16 protein-coding genes are annotated in these 22,217 nt (G+C 48.3%); 10 read left to right on the forward strand and 6 right to left on the reverse strand.

The features are described from left to right. Positions 1-54 precede the first annotated feature (54 nt). The gene (locus tag MKY64_RS19600) at positions 55-1,092 is read right to left on the reverse strand and encodes a sensor histidine kinase (RefSeq protein WP_340955198.1); all 1,038 of its coding nucleotides are present in this window, start codon (positions 1,090-1,092) and stop codon (positions 55-57) included. Between the two features lie 14 nt (positions 1,093-1,106). Beyond that, positions 1,107-1,790: a response regulator transcription factor gene (locus MKY64_RS19605; protein ID WP_036723891.1), complete on the reverse strand. Its 684-nt coding sequence runs from the start codon at positions 1,788-1,790 to the stop codon at positions 1,107-1,109. Between the two features lie 145 nt (positions 1,791-1,935). On the opposite strand from MKY64_RS19605, the gene MKY64_RS19610 reads away from it, so the two are divergent. The 4 genes from MKY64_RS19610 (at position 1,936) to MKY64_RS19625 (ending at position 5,464) form a co-directional block, all read left to right on the forward strand. Next, positions 1,936-2,631: a response regulator transcription factor gene (locus tag MKY64_RS19610; protein ID WP_340955200.1), complete on the forward strand. Its 696-nt coding sequence runs from the start codon at positions 1,936-1,938 to the stop codon at positions 2,629-2,631. Position 2,632: 1 nt separating this feature from the next. Continuing rightward, positions 2,633-3,676: a HAMP domain-containing sensor histidine kinase gene (locus MKY64_RS19615; RefSeq protein WP_209874978.1), complete on the forward strand. Its 1,044-nt coding sequence runs from the start codon at positions 2,633-2,635 to the stop codon at positions 3,674-3,676. Between the two features lie 121 nt (positions 3,677-3,797). Further along, positions 3,798-4,748: an ABC transporter ATP-binding protein gene (locus MKY64_RS19620; RefSeq protein WP_340955203.1), complete on the forward strand. Its 951-nt coding sequence runs from the start codon at positions 3,798-3,800 to the stop codon at positions 4,746-4,748. Beyond that, the gene (locus tag MKY64_RS19625; RefSeq protein WP_340955205.1) at positions 4,748-5,464 is read left to right on the forward strand and encodes an ABC transporter permease; all 717 of its coding nucleotides are present in this window, start codon (positions 4,748-4,750) and stop codon (positions 5,462-5,464) included. Before MKY64_RS19620 ends, MKY64_RS19625 begins: the two co-directional genes overlap by 1 nt. Before the next feature lie 261 nt (positions 5,465-5,725). Here the strand turns inward: MKY64_RS19625 and MKY64_RS19630 are convergent, their stop codons facing one another. Continuing rightward, on the reverse strand, positions 5,726-8,050 hold the full coding sequence (locus tag MKY64_RS19630) for a helix-turn-helix domain-containing protein (RefSeq protein ID WP_340955206.1): 2,325 nt from the start codon (positions 8,048-8,050) through the stop codon (positions 5,726-5,728). Positions 8,051-8,276: 226 nt separating this feature from the next. On the opposite strand from MKY64_RS19630, the gene MKY64_RS19635 reads away from it, so the two are divergent. The 5 genes from MKY64_RS19635 to MKY64_RS19655 all read left to right on the forward strand — a co-directional run bounded on the left by MKY64_RS19635 (position 8,277) and on the right by MKY64_RS19655 (position 13,788). Then, on the forward strand, positions 8,277-9,212 hold the full coding sequence (locus tag MKY64_RS19635) for an ABC transporter permease (protein ID WP_340955208.1): 936 nt from the start codon (positions 8,277-8,279) through the stop codon (positions 9,210-9,212). Between the two features lie 21 nt (positions 9,213-9,233). Next, complete coding sequence (locus MKY64_RS19640) at positions 9,234-10,106, forward strand: carbohydrate ABC transporter permease (RefSeq protein WP_340955210.1); 873 nt, start codon at positions 9,234-9,236, stop codon at positions 10,104-10,106. Positions 10,107-10,164: 58 nt separating this feature from the next. Further along, positions 10,165-11,727, forward strand: coding sequence for an extracellular solute-binding protein (locus tag MKY64_RS19645; RefSeq protein ID WP_340955212.1), 1,563 nt, complete (start codon positions 10,165-10,167; stop codon positions 11,725-11,727). A 33-nt stretch (positions 11,728-11,760) separates the two neighbouring features. Beyond that, a complete protein-coding gene (locus MKY64_RS19650; protein WP_340955213.1) occupies positions 11,761-12,711 on the forward strand; it encodes a DUF1861 family protein in 951 nt (316 codons plus the stop codon). Positions 12,712-12,777: 66 nt separating this feature from the next. Further along, the gene (locus MKY64_RS19655) at positions 12,778-13,788 is read left to right on the forward strand and encodes a glycoside hydrolase family 130 protein (protein WP_340955215.1); all 1,011 of its coding nucleotides are present in this window, start codon (positions 12,778-12,780) and stop codon (positions 13,786-13,788) included. Between the two features lie 65 nt (positions 13,789-13,853). Here the strand turns inward: MKY64_RS19655 and MKY64_RS19660 are convergent, their stop codons facing one another. Continuing rightward, the gene (locus MKY64_RS19660) at positions 13,854-14,498 is read right to left on the reverse strand and encodes a hypothetical protein (RefSeq protein WP_340955216.1); all 645 of its coding nucleotides are present in this window, start codon (positions 14,496-14,498) and stop codon (positions 13,854-13,856) included. 318 nt (positions 14,499-14,816) lie between these two features. Between MKY64_RS19660 and MKY64_RS19665 the strand changes: the two genes are divergently transcribed. Beyond that, entirely contained in the window at positions 14,817-17,942 is a 3,126-nt protein-coding gene (locus MKY64_RS19665; protein ID WP_340955217.1) for an amidase family protein, read from the forward strand. 415 nt (positions 17,943-18,357) lie between these two features. On the opposite strand, the gene MKY64_RS19670 is transcribed toward MKY64_RS19665, so the two are convergent. Next, a complete protein-coding gene (locus MKY64_RS19670; RefSeq protein ID WP_340955218.1) occupies positions 18,358-21,324 on the reverse strand; it encodes a chromosome segregation protein SMC in 2,967 nt (988 codons plus the stop codon). A gap of 254 nt (positions 21,325-21,578) precedes the next feature. Continuing rightward, positions 21,579-22,211 (reverse strand): hypothetical protein, encoded by a 633-nt coding sequence (locus MKY64_RS19675; RefSeq protein WP_235191972.1) that lies wholly within the window; start codon positions 22,209-22,211, stop codon positions 21,579-21,581. Positions 22,212-22,217: the final 6 nt, after the last annotated feature.

A 22,217-nucleotide genomic window follows, 5' to 3' on the forward strand; every position in this document is an offset into this window, starting at 1 on the left:
AAATTAAAAAGCAGCCAGGCTGTAAAAATCCTGACTACTTCATTTATGCCCATTTTACACTAAGGAGCGTCTAATGCGTTCAAATGGATTATCACTGGAGAATATCATCCGAACCGATGTACCTTCGCCAATAGCCGAGTCAACTTCCAGCCGGATGTGCAGCTTCCTGCTTATTTCTTTGGCCAGGTACAGTCCCATGCCCGTGGCGGAGTGCTGGACTCTCCCGTTCTCTCCGGTAAAACCTCTATCAAATATTCGCGGCAGGTCATGCGCCTGAATGCCGGGCCCTTCATCTGTAATCGTTACGGTGACGAATTCATGCTCATCGGGGGCGATATGAATAGTTACCTTTCCATCCGCCCGGCTGTATTTAATCGCATTCGTTAGCAGCTGTCTTATCACGAACCCGCACCACTTTTTGTCCGTGTACACGGTACACTCTGTGTCCCCCGTCAGATCGATGGATATATTCTTTTCCATACACCAGGTGGCCAGCTCGCGAACCTCTTCCCTGATCAGGTCCTGCACCCGCTGCTTCTCCGGGAGTAAGTCGGAGTCTATGTTAGCCAACCGCGAAATATACAGCTGCCGGTCAATTAACAGGTGCATCCGGAGCCAGGGCGCGTCAAGTTTCTGAGCTAACTCATTCGATCGATGGGCATCCATGATAATCTTCATCGCTGTAAGCGGCGTTTTCACTTCATGCACCCAGGAGGACAGATCATCATGCTCCATCCGCTTGGCAGATTGATACTCACGGTGCCTGTGCTCATCATGCTTATGAATGTTCTGCAGAAGAGTATAGATCATCCCCTCTGGATAACGGCTGCGCGGTTCCGGGATATTCACAAACCAGTCCTCTTCCACCCCGTTAGACAAGCTAAGCAGAGACTTATAATAAGCAGTTTCCTTCTTGTACCTCCAGATCAGGAAACCAGCACAGACCGTCAGGAACAGAACATTCAAATAGAGCAGAGATTGAGGCTCCACACCGATACCATCGTCGAATTGGATCAGAGCGTTGGTAAGCAGCAGCAGCAGACCCATTAAGCCAATCCAGCTTTTTTTATAAATAAGATAAGCGATGAACAACGGATTCCTCCCTCCTACAGCGTGACGGCCATATAGCCAAGACCTTTTTTGGTGACAATCCCTTCAGCTAATTGGAGAGCAGCAAGCTGTTGCCGTAACCTGGTGATGTTGGCAGTGAGCGTATTGTCATTCACATATTGATCATCGTCCCACAGCTTCTTCATCAGTTCATGACGGGAGACGATCTTATGATTAGACCGGACTAACGCCGCCAGAATCAGCAATTCATTTCTCGTCAGGCTAATGGTCTTCCCATCCTTATAAATTTCGCCGCTGTGTACATCAATCAGTGCCTGATTCCACTCCATCATATCCGGGGATACCTCTTCATACGTATACGTGCGGCGCAGTACCGCCTGAACCTTGGCAAGCAGGACATCCATATGAAAAGGCTTCTGGACGTAATCGTCCGCCCCTAGGTTCATCGCCATGATCATATCCGTTGGATGATCTCTGGAGGACAGAAAAATAATCGGAACCTTGGAGACGGCCCGGATCTCCCTGCACCAATGAAAGCCATCGAATTTGGGAAGCTGGATATCTATAATCACCAGATGCGGCCGATGCTCAGCAAAGGCTTCCATCACCCCAGCAAAATCACTGGGGCTGCTTACTTCATAGGACCACTGGCTTAAGCTTTCTCGAAGCGCTTCCAGAAGCAGAGCGTCATCCTCAATAATAAAGATGTTCCTATTCATGATTCGCAGCCCTTTCTGTCAGTATACTTAGCAGACAAAGCAATACGCCCGTCAGCTAATGGTACCATTTTGGCAAGGATTGCAACAACAAGGGTAAGCAATTATGATTAACCACATAATTGTTAGTGCCCCGGGAGGTAGTCCAATGTCCAAAACAATACTAGTTGTAGACGATGATGCAGAAATTGTGAAGCTCATCACCAAGACGCTAAGGTACGAGCAATTCGCTGTAATTACGGCATGCTCCGGGAGAGAAGCCCTATCTGCGGTGGAGGATCACCCTATTGATTTCATTGTTCTCGATGTCGTCATGCCAGATATGAGCGGACTGGATGTCTGCAGAACGATCCGGTCGTCTTATAATGTTCCGATTATGTTGTTAAGCGCACGGGATCAGGACATTGATAAAATTGTCGGTCTGGAAATCGGCGCAGATGATTACATGACCAAACCGTTCAGTATTCAGGAGCTGGCCTCCAGGATCAAGGCGCATTTCCGCAAAGTGGACAGGCTGCACAAAGAGTGGGGCGAGCTTAGTCCTGCCAAAGACAAGGCGGATGCTCCACTCATTTTGAATGACAAAACGTATGAAGCCTTCCTCTACAGCCGGAAGCTCGACTTATCCGCGAAGGAATTTCAAATTCTGTCTGTCCTGATGCGTCACCCCAACCAGGTACTGAGCCGGGAGCAGATCTATGAGAACGTCTGGGGAGACGAATACGGCGAGATCAATACCGTAACCGTTCATATCAAGAATATCCGCAAGAAGCTGGGTCCTGAGCAACACTTCATCAAAACCATTTGGGGCATAGGCTATAAATACACGGAAAGAGAGCAATAGGATGAAACTGAAAATCAAGCTTCCCCTGTTATTCCTGCTGATGCTGCTGATTCTGATGTTCTCGATTGGTTTGTATTTAAAGTTTATCTTTGCTGTATATTCCCCCATACGTACCACTTTGCTGGACTCACCATATGTAGTATTACTGCTGCCCATCTTCGTCATCGCCGGCTGCATATTTTCCATTCTGATCATCTATATTCACTTCCGCATCGAGCAGCCCATCCGGCGTCTGAATGCCCGGCTGGAGGAAGTCAATGTGGTCCGTCCCCTGCCTCCGCTGGCTTTGAAGCGTAAGGACGAGATCGGAGAGCTATATAATCACTTCAATAAGATGGAGCATCGGCTTCAGCTCGCCCACAGAGAACAGACCGATATGCTTGCCGCCATCGCCCACGATTTGAAGACACCCCTGACCTCGATTAACGGCTTCACTGAACTGCTGGCTACACACCAGAACTTACCCGAAGCTGAGAAGCAGGAGTATTATGAATTAATTCAGCGGAAGTCCGCCTATATGGTGGAGCTCCTCAATGATTTCTCCAGCTTCACCAAAGAAAAATCGGAGCTTGAATCCATGACCGCCAAGCCTGTAAAGGCGACAGAATTATTCGCAGACATTGCTTTTGAATATGAGTATGAGCTGGCGGGACTTGATATTGAACTGGTTTGCCGCCATTCCTTCACGGACAGCATATGGCTGACGGTTAATGAACCGATGCTCCGCCGGGTGTTCGGCAACCTGTTCAGCAATGCCGTCAGATATGGCGGGAAGCCGGATCTGAAGGTGTATATGACCGGATATCTGCGGGAGCATCATGCCTATTTTCAAATAGAAGATAATGGAATTGGCGTACCGGATCAGGACATGTCTTCACTGTTCCTCAAATTCTTCACGGTGGACCCGTCGCGGCAGATCCGGAAGGGCGGACTCGGGCTGGGGCTGGCCAGCTGTAAATCGATTATTGAGCACCATGGAGGCGAGATTACGGCCTTCTCCTCGGAATATGGCGGTCTCGGGATCAGATTCAGCCTGCCTTTATAGTTTTTTATATTCTCTTCAGATTTGTTTATTTTTCCTTTAATGAAGCTTCATGTTTGGATGTGACAATACGTTGTAGCAGGATACAACAATCACTGGAACCAAGCAGGAGGTCGGAGGAAGAATGAGTATTCTATCCAAGAAAAGAATCGGCAGCACGCCCGCGATACAAATTGACGGAGTGCACAAAAGGTTTGGCGACTATACCGTATTAAACAATCTTTCGCTGGAGGTCACCCGGGGTGAGATCTTCGGATTCCTGGGACTGAACGGCGCCGGGAAGACAACGACGATCAAGATGCTGCTGGCGATGATCAAGCCTAACTCGGGCTCGCTCTATATGTTAGGTGAGAAGGTCGACGCCGGAAACTCTAAATTATGGAGCAACGTCGGATATTTGGAGGAGGCGACCTTTTATCCGGATCTGACTGTAACGGAGAATCTGGAGATCGCCAGACGTATGCAAGGGGTGCCGGACAAGGATGCCGTACCGCAGGTAATCTACAAGCTGGGGCTGGAGCCGCACAAGAAGAAAAAAGCAAAGCATCTCTCCCTCGGGAACAAGCAGCGCCTGGGACTGGCCAAAGCGATGATTCACAACCCGGAGATTCTGATCCTGGACGAGCCGATCAACGGTCTTGATCCCGCAGGCGTAGCAGAGATACGGAATATGTTATATAATCTGGCGCACAATTTCGGCATCACGGTGTTTATATCCAGCCATCTGTTAGAGGAGCTCTCGAAGGTGTCCACACGGATCGGGATTATTCACGGCGGCAAGCTAGTGCAGGAAGTCGCAATGGACAAGCTGGAGCAGTCCTTGGAGAAAAGCCTGGTCGTGAACGGCCGGAACAAGCCTGCCTTAAAGAAGGTGCTGGAGGAGCATGGCTATGACTTCGTGGATACTTCGGACGGCTCTATTAAACTAACCAATGAACATGCGGCAGATCATCCCGAACGGCTGGCCGAACTGCTCGTGCAAAGCAATCAGCCGCCAACGTCGCTCCGGGTAGTTACGGAGGATCTGGAAGGCTATTTTCTCCGCACCATCGGGGTTAACAGGGGGATTAAATAATGAATATTCTATCGGTGCTACATTGTGAGCTTCGCAAGATTATCCGCTCGAATGTGTTCTGGATTATGTTCCTCGTTCTAGGCTTCGGGCCCATCATGATGGGCGTCGGAAATGTATTATCCAGTGAAGCCGGCGGTGTTACCTGGGAAGCGTATTTAAACGGATTGCTGGAGACGCTTGCCCCGCTGGGACTGATCGGATACACCTTTGTGGCGGCATGGGTCTTCGGACGGGAATTCTCAGACCGGACCATCAAAGATTTACTGGCCAAGCCCATTTCCCGGGCGAAAATTGTATTGGCCAAGTTCCTGGTCATTTTGGCATGGTGCCTGTTACTTTCCATCTATATGTTCGCAGTAGGTTTTGCCGTAGGAGCCATTCTGGGCGTTGCAGGCGGGTCGGCCGCTTTCATTTGGAGCTTGTTCCTTAAATTTCTGATTACCTCCCTGCTGTACATTTTGGTGACCGCACCAAGCATTCTTTTGGCTAATGTAACCAAAGGCTATCTTGCCCCCCTGGGGCTCATCCTGATCATCGTCATTCTGTCCAACGTGCTCAGCTCCTTCGGATTCGCGCCTTATTTCCCATGGACGATCCCATCGGTATTTCTAAGCACCGGTTCGCTGCAGCTGAGCAGTATCATCATCATTGCCTATACCGGGATTATCGGAATCGCCGGAACCTTCGCCTGGTGGAGATATGCTGAGCAGCCATAAGCGGAACGGATCGTCTCAAATCATACGAAGAAAAGAGCTGTTCCCAAAGCCATGAAATGGCTGCTTGGGACAGCTTTTTTATTGCGGAGCAGGATCAACGTAAGCACTTAGATGGACGCTACGCAAACGGACCGTTGTTACAATCGCTGTTGTGTCCAGATTTTTTTCATTTCCCTTAGCGGTGAAAATCCTTACACAAAGGCGACCGCTGCCGCTTTTTCACAATCGTTCCGTCCGCTCCGCTGTTTAAGCGGGAAATAATCACTCATCATCACCTGCAGCACTCTTCATCGCCTCCTGTTCGCGGAAGGCCGAAGGGGTTAGCCCGTACTTTTTCTTGAACAGGGTGGAGAAGTAAGTGATGTTGTAGATCCCGACCGCTTCACTGATCTTAGCCGCCGTGTCCGAAGTTCCAGCAAGCAGCTCCTTCGCTTTGTCCAGCCGGGTGTTGTTCAGGTATTCACTGAAGGATTGCCCGGTCGCTCCTTTGAACAGCTTGCCCAGATAGCTGGGAGACAGGCCGGCGATTTTGGACACCAGATCGAGTGAGATGTTAGGCTCGGCATAATGCTCATGGACATAATTCTGCACCTTTTCAATGAGACTATTATGCTTCTTGGCATTCATCCAGTGATTCTTGTCTTCAATTAACTTGCAGATGGTGGAGCAATAGCGGTTAAACAGGTTACGGATCTCCGTGAGATCCTCAGCACCTTCAATTTCGGTTACCGCCTGCAGGTAGTCATTGAAATTAGAATCCGGCACATGCTGCAAATAATCAAAAGCTTTAAGCAAAGACAACATGAGCTGCGTGCTGAAGGTGATGATCTGATGAACTGATCCGCCAGATAGGGTGTCGATAAACTCATCAATGGTGCTAACAATAGGCTCCGGCTTGCCCTGCTGCACAGCATCAATCAGCTTCTTCTCGCTGGCGGCAGGATAACTTAAGGCCGTTAACACATGGTGCCGTGTGGCTGCCGCGTCCAGAATCGCTTCTTTCCCATAGATTAAGCGGTATTTCACATACTGCTGGGCTGATGTATACGAGGACGGAATATTCCCCTTGCCAAAGGAGATATCTCCTACACCTATCGATACGGTCACCTTGAAGTAACGGTTCAGGAAGCTTTGAATATTGCGCAAGGCAGGCACCAGTTCCTCCGGCAGCTGATTTTTCGTATATTGAAGGATGGCGGCAGCTTCGTTTCCTCCCATAATAAGAACATCGCAGGGGCCGATATGCTCCAGCAGCTCTTTGGCAATATTCCCTAGTGCGAAGCGCAGTAAGGACTGCTGTTTCCCCTCTACCCTCTCCCCTGCAGGCTCAAGCTCATTAATTTTGAACACCAGCACGCCGAAGAACGGTCCGGCAACCTCCTCGCCGATCTCCTTAATCATTTCGCTTGAGACCGAGTCCTCCAGGGATTGACCGCGCAGCAAGGCATGAAGATAATGCTCACGGACCGTCCGGGAGGAATGGCTGATGACGAACTGCATCGATTTCTCACGTTCATGATAGGAGTGGAACACCTCGGTCACCATTTTGTATTCATCAATCAGCGCCAGGCCTGATGCGGGTTTGACTGGGCTCGGCATGACCTTCTCCAGCAGCGCCGATAAGGGCTTATTCATGTTCGAGGTCAACAGGATAGAGATCAACAGACCTGCAAGTACAATACCGGCTGTGACCAGCAGCGTAATCCCCCGGAGCTGGTCAATGTCAGTGATGAGCTCAGAATACGGTGAAACGCTTACAAAATACCAGTCCAGTTCCTCTGATTTCACATAAGTGACCAGATTCTTTTCGTTTGCGATCGTTGTGGTGAAGCTGTTCTCCGGTTGGTTCTCAATTAATATGGTCCGTACATACTCCTCCCCGGATAAGTCATCCAGGAACAGATTGGAATCGGTATGAGACAGCACTTTACCTTCATTATTGATCACGAAGACATTATTGGCCGCGTCCGCTTTGCCGATCTTGCGGATCGTCGTCAGAATCGACTGCTCCTCCACATTGATATAGATCAGCGGACTGCCTGTGGTCTGGTATGCGAAATTCGGATACAGCAAGAAGGTCAGGAACTGTAACGGCCTGCCGTTATTCCGGCCCGCAACCTTCAGGCTGCGCGGATTGAACTCCATGTACTGCTTCGCACTGAGCGCAGTGAGCGATGCGTCGAACGGAAGCCCGGCTGTATCGATGGTCGTGCCTGTAGAAGGCCGGTGGATTCCGATACTGTGGATGTACGGGTTCAGATTGGCAATCTGTTCGATCTGCTGATGAATATGATAATTGCTCACCTTATTCTCCGCCGTCTCATCCAGAAAGGACAGGATCTCCGGTTGAATCAGCAGTGTATTTCCGATTGTCATGACTTGGTTATAGACGACATCCGAAGCATATGTGATTTGGGATAACATGGCCCGGGAATTGCGTTCGATCTCCTTGATGGCACTTCGGGAGAACAAGGCGAAGAGTACACTGGACAGCAGGCTTACAGTAAGCAGAACGAGCAGGAAATATGAAATTGTGAGTTTTTGAAAGGCCTTGTATCGAACAAGCCGCTTGATGGTTGCCCGCATGCTGTATTCCTCCCCATGCTGCTCGGTATCATTTCTAAATATAGTACATTTCCGTCTGGAACGGTACTGAATCAGGCGAAAATGAAAGCCATTCCGTTTTTTTGAAAGCCTCGTGAGCGAATTTGAAAGCGTTTGCCGTGTTTTAAAATAGACACTTGCTGCGGCCATGGCTAAGCTGAAATCAAGGCAACAGTAATCTATACAAACAAATAGGGGGGAACAGGAATTGAAGAAAAAACGGCGTCCAGGGCTCAGCATACTGTCAGACATCCGCAGGAATGGTACATCCTATTTGTTGGTTTTGCCGGCCATGGCATACACGTTTATTTTCGGCTATATGACCTATCCTTATATGGTTATTGCTTTCCAGCGCTTCAATTATACAAAGGGAATCTTCCATAGCGAATGGGTCGGCTTCAAAAACTTTGAGTTTTTCTTCCGTTCCAATAAAGCGCTTACAGTTACCTTTAATACCATTTACCTTAATTTGCTGTTTATTGTTTTCGGTACGCTGATGGCGCTTACTATTTCACTGGTGCTGAACGAGCTGCGCAAGAAGCTGTTTGTGAAGATCAGCCAGTCGCTGATGTTATTCCCGAATTTCATCTCATGGATCGTCATCAGTTATGTGCTGTACGCGCTTTTCTCCATGGATATGGGCGTAATTAACAGAATTCTGAACCAATTCGGCATGGCCTCCGTGAACTGGTATACCGAAGCCCAGTCCTGGCCTGCGATTCTGACCATCATGCATGTGTGGAAGGGCGCCGGTATGAGCGCGATCATCTACCTGGCGACTATTACCGGCATTGACGAGACGTTGTATGAAGCAGCAGAAATTGACGGGGCGAACCGCCTGCAAATGTGCTTCCGGATCACACTTCCGCTAATGATGCCAACGGTTATTATTCTGACGATGCTCTCGGTCGGCAAAATTATGTACGGCGATTTCGGGATGATCTATGCGCTCATCGGGGACAACGGCACCCTGTATTCGACTACGGATATTATTGATACGTATGTGTTCCGTTCCTTGCGCCAGATCGGTGACCCTTCCGAAGCTATGGCCGTGGGACTGTTCCAGTCGGTTATCGGATTCATCCTTGTCTTTGGTACCAATGCCATTACCCGTAAGTACTTCAAAGATGGCGCATTATATTAAATCCGGGAAGGAGGAGTATTAATGAAAAGAATTTCAATCAGCAGGACGGTCATGTACACGCTGACTGCGGTCTATTCGGCGCTGTGCCTGCTTCCGATGCTGCTTGTGCTGATGATCTCCATCACGGATGAGGATGCCATTCTTAAGAACGGCTACAGCCTGTTTCCGGAGAAATTCTCTCTGTATGCCTATAAGCTGATCTTCACGAGCGGCTCCCAGGTCATTCAGAGCTACGGCATTTCGATCTTTGTTACACTCGTCGGCACCACGCTGGCCCTGCTGATTACTTCTATGGCAGGCTACACCCTGGCGAACAAAAATGTGAGGTACCGTAATCTGCTGGCCCTTTACTTCTTCATCACCATGATTTTCTCAGCCGGGATTGTGCCCTGGTATCTGATGAACCGGGCGCTCGGATTAACCGATAATATTCTCGCCCTGATTATTCCGTCGCTGCTGTTCAGTCCGTTCAACCTCTTCCTGGTGCGCAATTTCATGAACGGCATCCCTGACTCACTGCGGGAATCAGCAACCATAGACGGAGCTAGTGATTTTGTCATTGCTTTCAGGATTTATCTTCCGTTATGTAAACCGGTACTGGCGACGATTGCCCTCTTCTATGGACTGGATTATTGGAACAACTGGTGGAATGCGATCATGCTGATTGACACGAAAGACTTGTACCCGCTGCAATTCATGCTTCTGCAGATGCAATCGGAGATCAGCATGCTGAACGATATGGCCATGCTGGCGGGAACAAGCGACGTTACGCTCCCCTCGGAGTCGGTCAAGATGGCGACAGCTATCGTAACCATCGGGCCGATCATCTTCCTGTATCCTTACTTACAGAAGTACTTTGTGAAAGGACTCGTGATCGGTTCAGTGAAAGGCTGATGTCATCCCTTAGGGGTTAACATATAGAAGACAACATAAGAGGAGGTCCGTATTATTCATGAGAAAATCCTATGCCACCCTGTTAGCTGTGGTGCTTGCCCTGTCCACCCTCGTTGGATGCGGCAAGTCCGATAATGCCAGCCCTGCCGCAAATGGAGAAAGCAATGCTTCATCCCCGAATGCAGAGAAGACTAATTCCTCTGAGGTCGTCAAGATCAAATACGTGGTTCCCGGCACCGAGCCCAAAGACTACCAGAAGGTGTTCCAGAAGGTCAATGAGAAGCTGGCTGCTGACGGTGTCGGGGTTGAGGTGGAGAAAATCTACATCCCCTGGGATGCGTGGGACCAGAAGCTGAACCTGATGCTGTCCACCGGCGAAGATTTCGATCTGTTCCATGTCATGCAGGACCGTACTCCGTTCTCCAACTACTATACCCGGGGAGCACTGGCAGATATCTCGGAGGAAATTGAAAAGTACGGGGCTAACCTGAAAAAGAATATTCCGGAGGATATCTTCAACGGGGCGACCATCGGCGGGAAATATTATATAGTGCCCTCCTATTGGGTTGAAATGGCTAGCGAAGGCCAATTCAATATCCGCCGCGACATTCTCCGCGAGAACAATTTGCAGGAGCCGGCAACTCCGGCTGAGCTGATCAGCGCCTGGGAGACGGTGATGAAGAACTGGAAGGGAAAGAACAAGCCTTACTTAGGCACCCGGGCTGATTTTGACCCGATCAATCTGCATACCTCCATCCTGCACCGGACCTACGACACCTTCCCGTTCACCGTTAAGGATAAGTTCTTCTATGTCAACCAGAACGGAGAGGTCAAATCCTGGATTGAAACTGACGAATTCAAGAAGGATGCCGCCTTCATGCACGAGCTGTACACCAAGGGAATTACGAATCCTGACATCCTGGTCATGAAGCAGGAACAGGTAGATGCCCAGCTCGACAGCGGGGAGTGGTTCGTACGCCTGGGAACGGGCGGAAGCCTGAATGGGCTCCAGAAGTACAATCCGGATGCTACAGTGGACGATATCGGCGTAGTATGGTTTAACCCGGAGAAAGAGTATCTGCGTCCCCTCTCCTTCAAGAACGGAAATGCCGTACCGGCGAACAGCAAGCATCCGGAGGCCGCTGTTAAATTTATGGATTGGATGCTGGCCAGCCAGGATAACTACGATCTCGTTCAATACGGCATCGAGGGTGAGCACTACACCAAAGATGGCGACAAAGGCTTAAAGCCGATCAGAGACCCGAACAACAATAATAATCCGCGGTACAGAGGCTCAGATTCGCAGAACGGCAATGTGAACTTTATGCGCTTCGACCCGGAGAGCAGTATTCCTGAGAATAACAAGGTCTTATTCGAGCCTAATCCGAGTGCGGTCAACAGTATTGCAGCCAACTTTATTTTTGACCCGACGAATGTAAGAACCGAATATACCAATATTCTCTCGGAAGCTTCAGCCAGCATCACTCCAATCTATATGGGGGTCCTGGACTACGACAAGGCCTTCCCCGAAGCGTTGGATAAAATGAAGAAGGCAGGTCTGGATAAGGTCATTGCCGAATATCAAAAACAGTTCAAGGAATATCAAGCTTCTCAGCAATAAAACGAGCTGCAACACCAAAGGAGCGGAGAAATCGTGAGCCTGCATCAGCAAAAACAACAATTTGAAGCAACCAAAACCATCTATGACAGCGCAACTCTGGTATTTAAGAACGTGGACGGATTCGATGTCTATAATATTTCAATTCCTTTGGAACGGGATGGCAAGCGTTACTTGTTCGGCCGGGTGGAACGCCGGGAGGAATGGGCCCGCTCCTGGGTCCGTCTGTTCGAGCAAACAGGCCAGGATGAATGGACTCTTGTGGAGAACAGCATGATCTATACGCTGGAGGACCCGTATATCACTGAAATAGGTGATGAGCTCGTACTGGGCGGAACGCATGTGCAATATGAAAGAGGCAAATACAGCACGTTTTTCGGATATTTTTACCGGGGGACGGACCTCCACGATTTGTACTACTTCACTACCGGTCCTAACAAAATGAAGGATATCCGCCTTGTTGCTCTGGCGGACGGCAGAATTGGCGTCTTCTCGCGTCCGCGGGGCCATGAGGTGAAGGGCCAATATGGCAGCGAATCGATGATCGGCTTCACGGTGATTGACAAGCTGGAGGATTTGACTGCTGAAGTCATTGAGAACGCCCCTTACATCCATGGTATCTTCGGAGCAGGTGAATGGGGAGGCGTCAATCAGGCTTACCTGCTGAGCAGCGGCAAGATCGGAATCATCGGCCATATTTGTTATTCGCATCAGGAGGAGAGCGGACAGGAAATCAAGGTCTATCTGAACATGTCCTTCATCTTCGATCCCGTGACCCGGGAATCCCATGACCTGCATCTGATCGGAAGCCGCTCCTGCTACCCGCCCGGACCGGCCAAGGCACCGTATTTGACGGACTGCGTCTTCTCTTCGGGGATCGTGATGCTGGGGGACGGCAAGGCCGATCTGTACAGCGGCGTTGGCGACTGCCAGGCCGGACGTATTACGATCGACTATCCGTTCGCACCCTACGGAAGCATTGTCTAAATAGATTGAACTAAAAATTCAAGTTAAAGAAAAAGCAGTTCAACACTCAAGGAGGATTATTCAACGATGAATGATAACAATACACCCGTCATAGGAGCTTTGGCATCCAGTCCCTTCATCCGCCGTCATCCGGCCAACCCTGTGCTGGATGCAGCGCGGGTCCCTTACCCCACCGCACTTGTGTTCAACGCGGGAGTGGTTAAGTTCGGCGGCCGGTATGTGATGGTATTCCGCAATGACTACGGCTCCCTTGAGAAGCAGACCCTGGAGCCGTCTCACACAACGGATCTCGGTATCGCTTTCAGTGAAGACGGAATTCACTGGACGGCCGGGCCGAAGCCGGTGTTCAAGCTGAACGACGAAGAGTTTGTGCGCGGATACGATCCGCGGCTGACGGTAATTGATGACCGTTGCTACATGTGCTTCGCTGTAGATACGCGGCATGGGATCCGGGGCGGGATCGCAGTCACGGATGATTTTGAATCCTTTGAAATCTTGAGCCTGTCTACGCCGGACCTGCGGAACATGGTGCTGTTCCCGGAGAAGATCAACGGCAACTATGTGCGGCTGGAACGGCCGTTCACCGTATACAGCCGCGGAGGCAAGGACCGGTTCGACACCTGGATCGCGGAGTCGCCGGATCTCATCTATTGGGGCCGGTCCGATCTTTTGCTGGCGGTGGAGCAGGTCCCGTTCGCCAATGACAAGATCGGTCCAGCAGCACCGCCCGTGAAGACAGATAAGGGCTGGCTGACCACCTTCCATGCGGTGGATGTTGATCCCGCCAGAGGGAAGAACGGCTGGGAGCCGTCCTGGAAGAAGCGGTATACGGCAGGGATTATGCTGCTTGATCTTGACAATCCGAAGAAAATTCTCGGGATGAGCGCTTCGCCGCTGCTCGCCCCTGAAGCTCCCTACGAAATCGACGGAGGCTTCCGCAATGACGTCATCTTTCCCGGCGGCATGATCCTGGAGGACGATGGCGAAGTTAAAATCTATTACGGCGCCGCCGACACCGTAGAATGCCTGGCCACCGCTCATGTCGATGATTTGATCAGGCTTTGTTTGGGGCAGTAAAACTGACATCTTAACTAACAGAAGCGGGTATCATCCTTCAATGAGGATGATACCCGTTTTTCAAACTATGCTTCAACCGCTTGCGGTAACGTTCTTTCGTACTCCTTATATAACACATAACGCTGGACGCCCCTCGAAGCCTCTACTGCTTCCCTCGCATGAGTGATAGCAGTTTCAATGTTACCTGCTTTGAGTTCAATTTCTGCGAGCAGAGCTGATCTCATCCATTGCTTCCTAATGGACTCAAGATGTTCCCGCGCCTGTGCACTTTTCCCTTCCTCCAACAGCAGAACCACTTCATAGTACGCTCGGTAATCAGCATGGCGGATATACGGCACGGCTTCCTGAACAGCAGCCATGTCTTTGCGGTACAGTCCGTAACCCGCCTTGAATGTTGCCTGTACTGCTACCCTTTTATGCTTGCTCATCAGCTGCTCCATAACCGTTCCCGCTTCATCCTCAAGCCTGTTCGCAAGAACATACTGAATATAAAGGGCTGGATTACTTTTTTGGCTGCGCAAAAAAGACTCCACGCGCTCCACACGCTTTTCCAAAACTGCCGGATAATAGAATTGGATTGTAAAAACAATGAGACAAGCCGCCACAGCCCCCATAACAATCAGGATGGGTGAATAGTCATTGAATAATGCGAATAAGACAAACACGAATAGCATGAAATAAACAGCAATGCTCCAGCGAAAGCGTTTCATTATAAATCTCCTTTGAGTGTCATCCTATACAAGCAAAAATTTCATTTAAAATATTGTAACAAATTCCATAATCTATCAGCATAAAAGTAGGATTATGAAAAAACTAATCAGTATAACTACCATATACATAACACAAAACGTTATATAAAACACCTTTATATTATTTTTCATGCACTTTTTAATAAATAAAGTACTCTCCCTTTGTTAAAATCTCTAAAAATAGTTCAATTTCATATTATTCATTGACTGAATTAATATACAATGTTATATTTCTTAACACAATTAATAATATACATAGAGGAAAGGGAGATTGCCTACATGAGTAAGTTAAAACGTCTGCGTAGAACGAAGAGGCAAGTTATAGCTACTTCCATTGCGTTATCTGTTATTGCTTCAGGAGTCATTCCGTTTCAAACGGCCGATGCTTTAACGAGGGTTACTTCATCTAGTGGCACCGTATGGGAGATTCACGATGCTTTTGCACCCAGCTTGGACACAGGGAGCTTGCGTACCGTCGGTACTACACAAGTACAAGGCTTCGGTAATATTTTTGTTAAAGTATCTTCGCCTTCCGCCTCCCTAATGAATGGACAGATGATGCGCGGGTTCGACCTCAAATACGATGGCGTTAATAGATTCACTTCCTCTCAATCTGTCAATCTGGGAAATGTCACCGTCACCCGTGATGTGTATGTGGACACTATCAATAACCGGACTAGATTCTTTGATACTTTTACCAATAAGAATGATATGGCTGTAAAGGTTGATGTATCCTTCGGCGGCTCCTTAGGCTATGGCACAGCGGCCAATGCTTCAGTGGTCAAGGCAACCTACTCCAATGATCTGGAGGTGACTACAGACGATTCATGGATTGTGGTCGATAGCAGCGCCAGAAACAATAAACCTCTAGGTGTTGCGGTCGGGTCTCCACATCCATTTAATAATGGATTAACCGCTCTAGGGAATCAGCAGCAGAATCCATTCACCACACCTCTGGCCAAGTCCGGTAATGAGGCGAATTTCTATGGCTTCATTAATACCTTGAATCTTGAACCGGGCCAGTCGAAATCCCTGGTGAATTTTGTACAAGTTGGAGAAGCTGGTGAAGCCGGGCTGAACAATCTGGTTGCCACGCTTAATGGACTTAATCAGCAGCTGGATGTATCCGGCTTAACCCCTGCACAGATCCGCTCTATCAGCAACTGGGATATCTCAGGCATAGAGGGACTTAATACTGGAGATAACCTGTTCATTCCAGAGGCTCCTGCAGCGCAAAGCTTCATCACTTCCTCCCCTTACGATGTTGTGAATAAATCCATTGCACAGATGCAACAGGATATGATTAGTGGTAAAACAACTTCTGTCCAAATTACGCAAGCGTATCTCGATCGAATCAAAGCTTACGATTTCGGGCAACTTGGCTTCCATGCCTTCCTGCATGTATCCGAAACTGCGCTGGCTCAGGCCAAAGCGGCTGATGATGCCCGTGCACAAGGCGCTTCAGGCGATCTGCTGGGAATTCCGATTGCGATCAAAGATATCTATGACACCAAGGACATGCCGACTACAGGCGGCAGTAAAGCACTTGAAGGGTGGCGGCCTGAATCGGATGCCTTCCAGGTGAATAAGCTGCGCGAAGCCGGCGCGGTCATTATTGGTAAAGTGAATACTTCGGAGTTCGCGAACAGCGGAAGCTTTAGTGAAAGCGGCTGGATGCAGACATGGAACGCACTCTATCCTTCCAAAACCTCTTTCGGCTCCAGCGGAGGATCGGCAGTATCGGTTGCAGCTGATTTCGCAGCGGCAGCTATGGGATCGCAGACCGGGGTATCTCTCTATGCACCGACAACAGGCGCCAGTCTAAAAAGCTTCCGTGGTACAGACGGCATGGCGAGTACGACAGGTGTGCTCCCGCTCACTTGGGGACAGGATTATGCGGGACCCATTGCCAAAACCGTAACGGACCTGGCTATTATGCTGAATGCTACAACGGGTACGGACCCGCAGGATATTTTCACCGTAACTGCTGATGCAGATCATAAACGTCCGGAGAACTGGAAGGAGTCGCTGGATGCCGGCGCACTGAAAGGAAAGAAAATCGGATACATCCCCGAATCCTTTGTCTCCAGCTACGCAGATGATGATACCGGAGTGGCAGTAAAGAATAAGTTCTCTGAGCTGCAAGCTGCGGGAGCGGAAATGGTTGAAATGTCAAAAATGCCAGCAGCCCCTACCCGTCCTCAAGGCATTAACGGTTCTACGGAAGGCTGGGCACGCTACATTGAGCTTCATAAGGCCTTCCCTTACGCGGATGGAGCAAGTGTGCTCGCTTCAGATAAGGTGCTTATCTATAATCAGAGAGGATATACTGCACCTACGCGGATGACGGAACAGGCTGTACAAGATTACATCAAGTATAGAACGGACTATAAAGAAGTGATCAAAGGCTGGATGGACGAGAATGGCGTGGATGCCATTGTCTATGCAGGCTTCATCAGTGACGTGTATAACAATGACGCATCAGCCTCTCAGTTAAGCTCTGACCGCAACACGGGAGTATTAACGTCTAATGTCGGCCTCCCTACCGTAGTGGTTCCTGTAGGAACGAACGACAGCGGTTATTCGATCTCGATGCAGCTTGTGGGCAGAGCATGGGACGATGCCAAAGTTCTGGGTATGGGCTATGCGCTTGAGCAGCAAAGTCAAGCCAGACTGCTTACCGCTTTTGCTCCAGCACTCCCATATGTTCCAACCCCTACTGATCCTGATCCAGTAGATAATGAACCAAGCAATCCAAGTCCTGGAGGAGGTACCGGAACTCCACCGGTAACAGCAACACCAACGCCAGCACCTACAGCTACACCGGCTCCTACAGCAACACCAGCACCAGCAGAAACAACAGCACCAACACCTGCGCCGGAAGTGGTAAGTTTTACAGATACACTGAATCATTGGGCAAAAGCAAGCATTGACCTGCTGATTTCCAAAGGATTACTAACAGGTTATGAAGATGGAACCTTCCGTCCGAATGCAGGCTTGACCCGTGCCGAAGCCATTAAGGTCATTACAACGCACATGGGGCTTGACGGACAAGCAAGCAGCTTCACCGATGTATCTGGAGCACATTGGGCGAACAAGTTCATCGGCGCAGCCGCCAGTGCCGGCCTGATGAATGGTTACAGCGACGGCACCTTCCGCCCTAATGCGAAGATTAGCCGCAGTGAATTAGCAACCCTAATCGCCAGAGCCTTCAAGCTGACTGGTACCGGAAACACCACATTCAAAGATGTTAAAAAAGACGCCTGGTATTATAACTCCATTGATGCACTAGCATCCAATAAAATTATTACCGGCTACGAAGACAGTACATTTAAGCCTGCAAAAGACATTACCCGGGCAGAGTTCGCTACCATGGTGGCGAGGTTGCTGGAGAGTGGGAAGTAATTATTAAAAGTATAGAATTCACAGGAAAGGCCATCCCGAAAGGGATGGCCTTTAACTTGCTGTAACAAATTCTTGATTTGTACTGCTGCTTGTGGTTAAAGTTTCATTTAGTGAATGCAAAAATAACGAGAATTATAAACATAACAAAAAAAATTGTGAATATTATCAAGCTAATTTTTACATGATTATAAATCCTCATCAATTCCGGTTTTCTTTCTATCAACTTTAAGGAGGATAGGGATAGTAATGGGATACTCAGTAGTGCTATAAACGCTGGTATTATAGTAATCATGCTTGATGGATCAACATAATTGTACTTTTTCAAAATAGTAACAGTTTGCATCACAGAACAAATCAACCCGTTAGACCCAATAATGTTCAGCTCACTCTAACGGGCCAATCTACTCTCAAGCTCTCATTCACGCTTTAGAATCAACCCCGTCACCTTACTCCAAGGTACGGTAGGGTTATGTTGCACAATGTACGCTTTGGAGAACCGGTCCAGGTAGGAGTTCTCATGTGACTTCGGAGATAGGATAATTAATTTGCGCTTTAGCTCGCTCGCATAGAGATCAAATACTTTTAACTTCCGCTGCTCATCTAACGCACTATCGAATTCATCCATCACAATAAACCCCGGTGCCGTTTGCAGATTCTGTAACAAAGCGAGTGCAAACAGTAGTGAACTAAGCGACTCCTCCCCGCCAGAGACACCCTTACCAACTCTTCCTCCCCGTGCCTTCACACTGACATCCTCTAACGTTCCCCGGTGCCCTTCCTTACGGGCTCTTATGAATAAATGGAACAGCACCCGTCCCTTGCGATCCTCTTGCTGCTTCCAATCAATCTGCCCCTCGAACTGAAAACCGCTCATGTAGTTCTTGAATCGCTGCTGAATTTCAAGCACTCTCATATTAATGGTTGTCTCCAATTGATCCCTGAGCGTCTCAGCCCGTTCTTGATTCTCTTCATACAATAAGCTTGTCCGCTTATACTCATCCTGCAGCCGGTGAACCTCTTCTTCAATGACTTTGTAATTCTCAGGTGCAGCAGGGTCTAGACCCGATTCATACCTGGCATTATCAAATGTAACCTTCCCGGACTCATATTCTTGACGGAGCTTGGTAACCGACTGCGTTTTTTTGACATTACTAAGTTCTGGTCCAGGCTCGTTAACCAGCTCATCATAAATAAACCGGGCTATTCCTTTGAAATTCTCAATTTCTTCGATGGCCGTAAGCAGATTTATTTGTGATGTCTCAAGCGCCTCATGGGTATCTTTTAATTGGATATTCATTTGCTGCAACGTACGCGTTACCTGTTCAACATCGTCTTGATTCTTGGCAAAATTCCGGTTTTGTCGGCGTTCATTACCCTCTATACGATCAAGCTGTTCTTCAAGAGTGTCAGATTGCTGCTTCATCATATCCTGTTGTGCGGCTAAGCTCTGGCGGTGCTTTGTCTTCTGCTGCAACGTCTCATACTGTTCCTTCTGCTGTCCCAAGCGTACATAAAAATCCGCTTCCTGCTGCAAAATTTCCTGTGTATGCTCCAGCTTGACCTGTTTCTCGAGGATTTTTTTGTGCACAACCTTTATTTCCTGAAGCTGCTGCTTCTGCTCGTCAAGACGTAGCACTTCAAGTGCATATTTCGCAGCCCGTCCTTCACGTTCATGCTTCTTGGTGAGGAAAGCTTCGGATTCACGAACAGCTTGAATAATCGCATGCAATTCCTGCATAGTCTGTGTATCTTTCTTAATGGAGTCTTCGATATCCGCAAGCACTGTATTTAATTGGCTAGTGTTCTTCTGAATTTCCTCTTTGCGTTTCTGCAGAGCCTTCTGGCTTAGGATATAGTTCTTCTTCTCCTGTGGCCCGCGAATCCCCCTCGGATCAATCAGCAGACCCTTCTCTACACGTATTTCTCCTGCCTGATAGAATTGCTCTACCCACCATAGAGCTTTAACTGCATGCGGGAATACATCATCACTGATGCCTTTTTTCACATGAATCTGAAGCTCTTGAATGTCAGTAACCGATCGATCCGGCACGATACTCCGCAGAGGAACATGATACAAATCATTCGGAGCCTGTACATGCATACCATCAAAAAATACTGTATATTTAATAGCTTCGAATTGCTCCTCTGCTGCGGGCCGGGCGGACTCGTCTAATTCAACCAGCTCATTTAAGGTATAAGCACGCACTCCATTCGCTTTAAATAGCGCAAGTGATTCTCTTTGGCGGTCCGACCATAATTGATTATGCTCAAGCTGAAATCCCTCTTCCGTTAATGCCTGAAGCAGCTTCGCCTTCTTATCTCGTTCATGCTTAAAGTCTCGAATTCTTTGCTCTAATGCTGCAATATTCTTATCCACATCATAACTGCTGTGATATTGCCATAACCGTCCCTGGTGTTCGTACTCCAGTGCCTTATCCTGCTGAATCTGCGCATGCAGAATATAGCTTGAATTCATTAATTGCGCTATCATACCCTCGGATTCCTGGATGTCTGCATCAGCCTTCGCCAAGTCACGATTCCGTTCTTGAAGCTGTAAAGTGATTGCCTCGAGCTGCGCCTGTACCTCTTCTTCAGTGCGCGTAATTCCAGACTTTTCTTGATTCAGCTCCTTCAGCTGGTGGTTCAATTCATTAATAACGTTCGTGGTTTCATTTATTTCATTATTAACAAGAGATAGCTTCTCCTGTAATAAAGTGATTTCCTCGTTAATCTGCTCTTTTTCCGCTTGGACCTGCGTTAGCTCATAAGTAATCCGCTCGGCTTGCTCCTGCAATAGGTCAAGGTTGTCCTTCGTTGCTTCCTGGTCCACGAGCAATTGTTCTTGCTTGGCTAATAAATGCTGTTGTTCCTGCTTATAAAAGGTTTCTAATTTCAGCAGTGCTCCAGCGTACATCCGGCCTCCTTGTACAAGACGCTTGCGATTATCCTCATACCGTTCCAGCGCTGCCTTCGCAATTCCCAGCCATTGCTTTTTATTGGAAACGTTAATGTCAGCTGTTCTTAGACTCTCCTGCACTTCCTTCAACTTCTCCATACTTTCTTCCCAGTTGTGCTGTACCTGATTAATGCCATGCATTTCAGCAAAAATACGAAACCGCTCCTGCGGGTCCATGACCGCGAATTGATTAACCTCCTGCTGATACCAAATCAGGTAGAACAGGTCGGGATCAATTTTGTATTTGTACTGGAGGTCCTTCTTGTACGTAGTGAAATTGTATTGCCGGTCACCTGAAGTATACTTAATAGTCTCATCCCATTGCTCCGGATCATCCCCCGATTGAATGATAAATTCCTTCTTGGCCGGCTGTCCCGGTTCCTGCACAATATGAATCGAGAATTCGATAAAAGCAGGGGCATCCATGCGCACGCTTCCCTCATTCTTAAACAATAGCCGAATATGAGCTTTCCACATATCATCCGGAAGGAGATTGCGGGATTTTAGACCCTCTAAGTCTACCTTGGAAGAATACAAAACAACCCCCATGCAGTACGTTATGGTAGATTTCCCTGCTCCATTCGGGCCGGTGATCAAGATATGTGATTCTTGTCCTGACAAGTCCATCATCGTTGGCTGATAATCCCGAATGCCAGTAAACCACATTTTCCAAGGTATCATTATGCTTCGTCAGTTCCTTCCTGATACAGATTATATCGTTTGAAAAACTTCAGAACTTCCTCTTTGTTTAATTGATTGGATTGACTGAATTCAACCGTACGCCGCAGAAAGGAATCCGAGAACATATTAGCCCCAATTCCAGTGATGGTATACGCCTTCTCATTTGAATTGGTATCATATTCTTCGAGTGCCCCGATTTTTTTCAATTGGTCAATATTTAGAATCAAACGCTGATTTGCCTTTGTCGTCTCATGTCCAAGAGCATTTAACAATTGATCGAATAGCGTGAACTCATGCTGCAACACTTCTTGCTGATAAAAGATAAACAAGAGAATGGCCAGACTTTCTTTGGACAATGTACTGCGTGCCGATCGGGCAGGAACCCGCATCATCACGATCACCTGATCTCTTTTCACATCATAGATTACTTTAAAATACCGGCTTACCGCCTGATTAACCCGCATTAAAAATGAATTGAACTGCTCATCATCATTAGATATCTTTAACTGCTTCTCTACCTCGCGCCGGGATAAGCCGAAATTGCCCACACGTATTGTTGCAGAGGATGAGAATAAAAGATTCATGAACACGATCTCTTCCGCCTCGGTTAGCATGCCTTTGATTGCCTGCATGACATT

Origin of the sequence: Paenibacillus sp. FSL R7-0210 (assembly GCF_038009085.1) — a bacterium.
GTDB lineage: Bacteria > Bacillota > Bacilli > Paenibacillales > Paenibacillaceae > Paenibacillus_AQ > Paenibacillus_AQ silagei.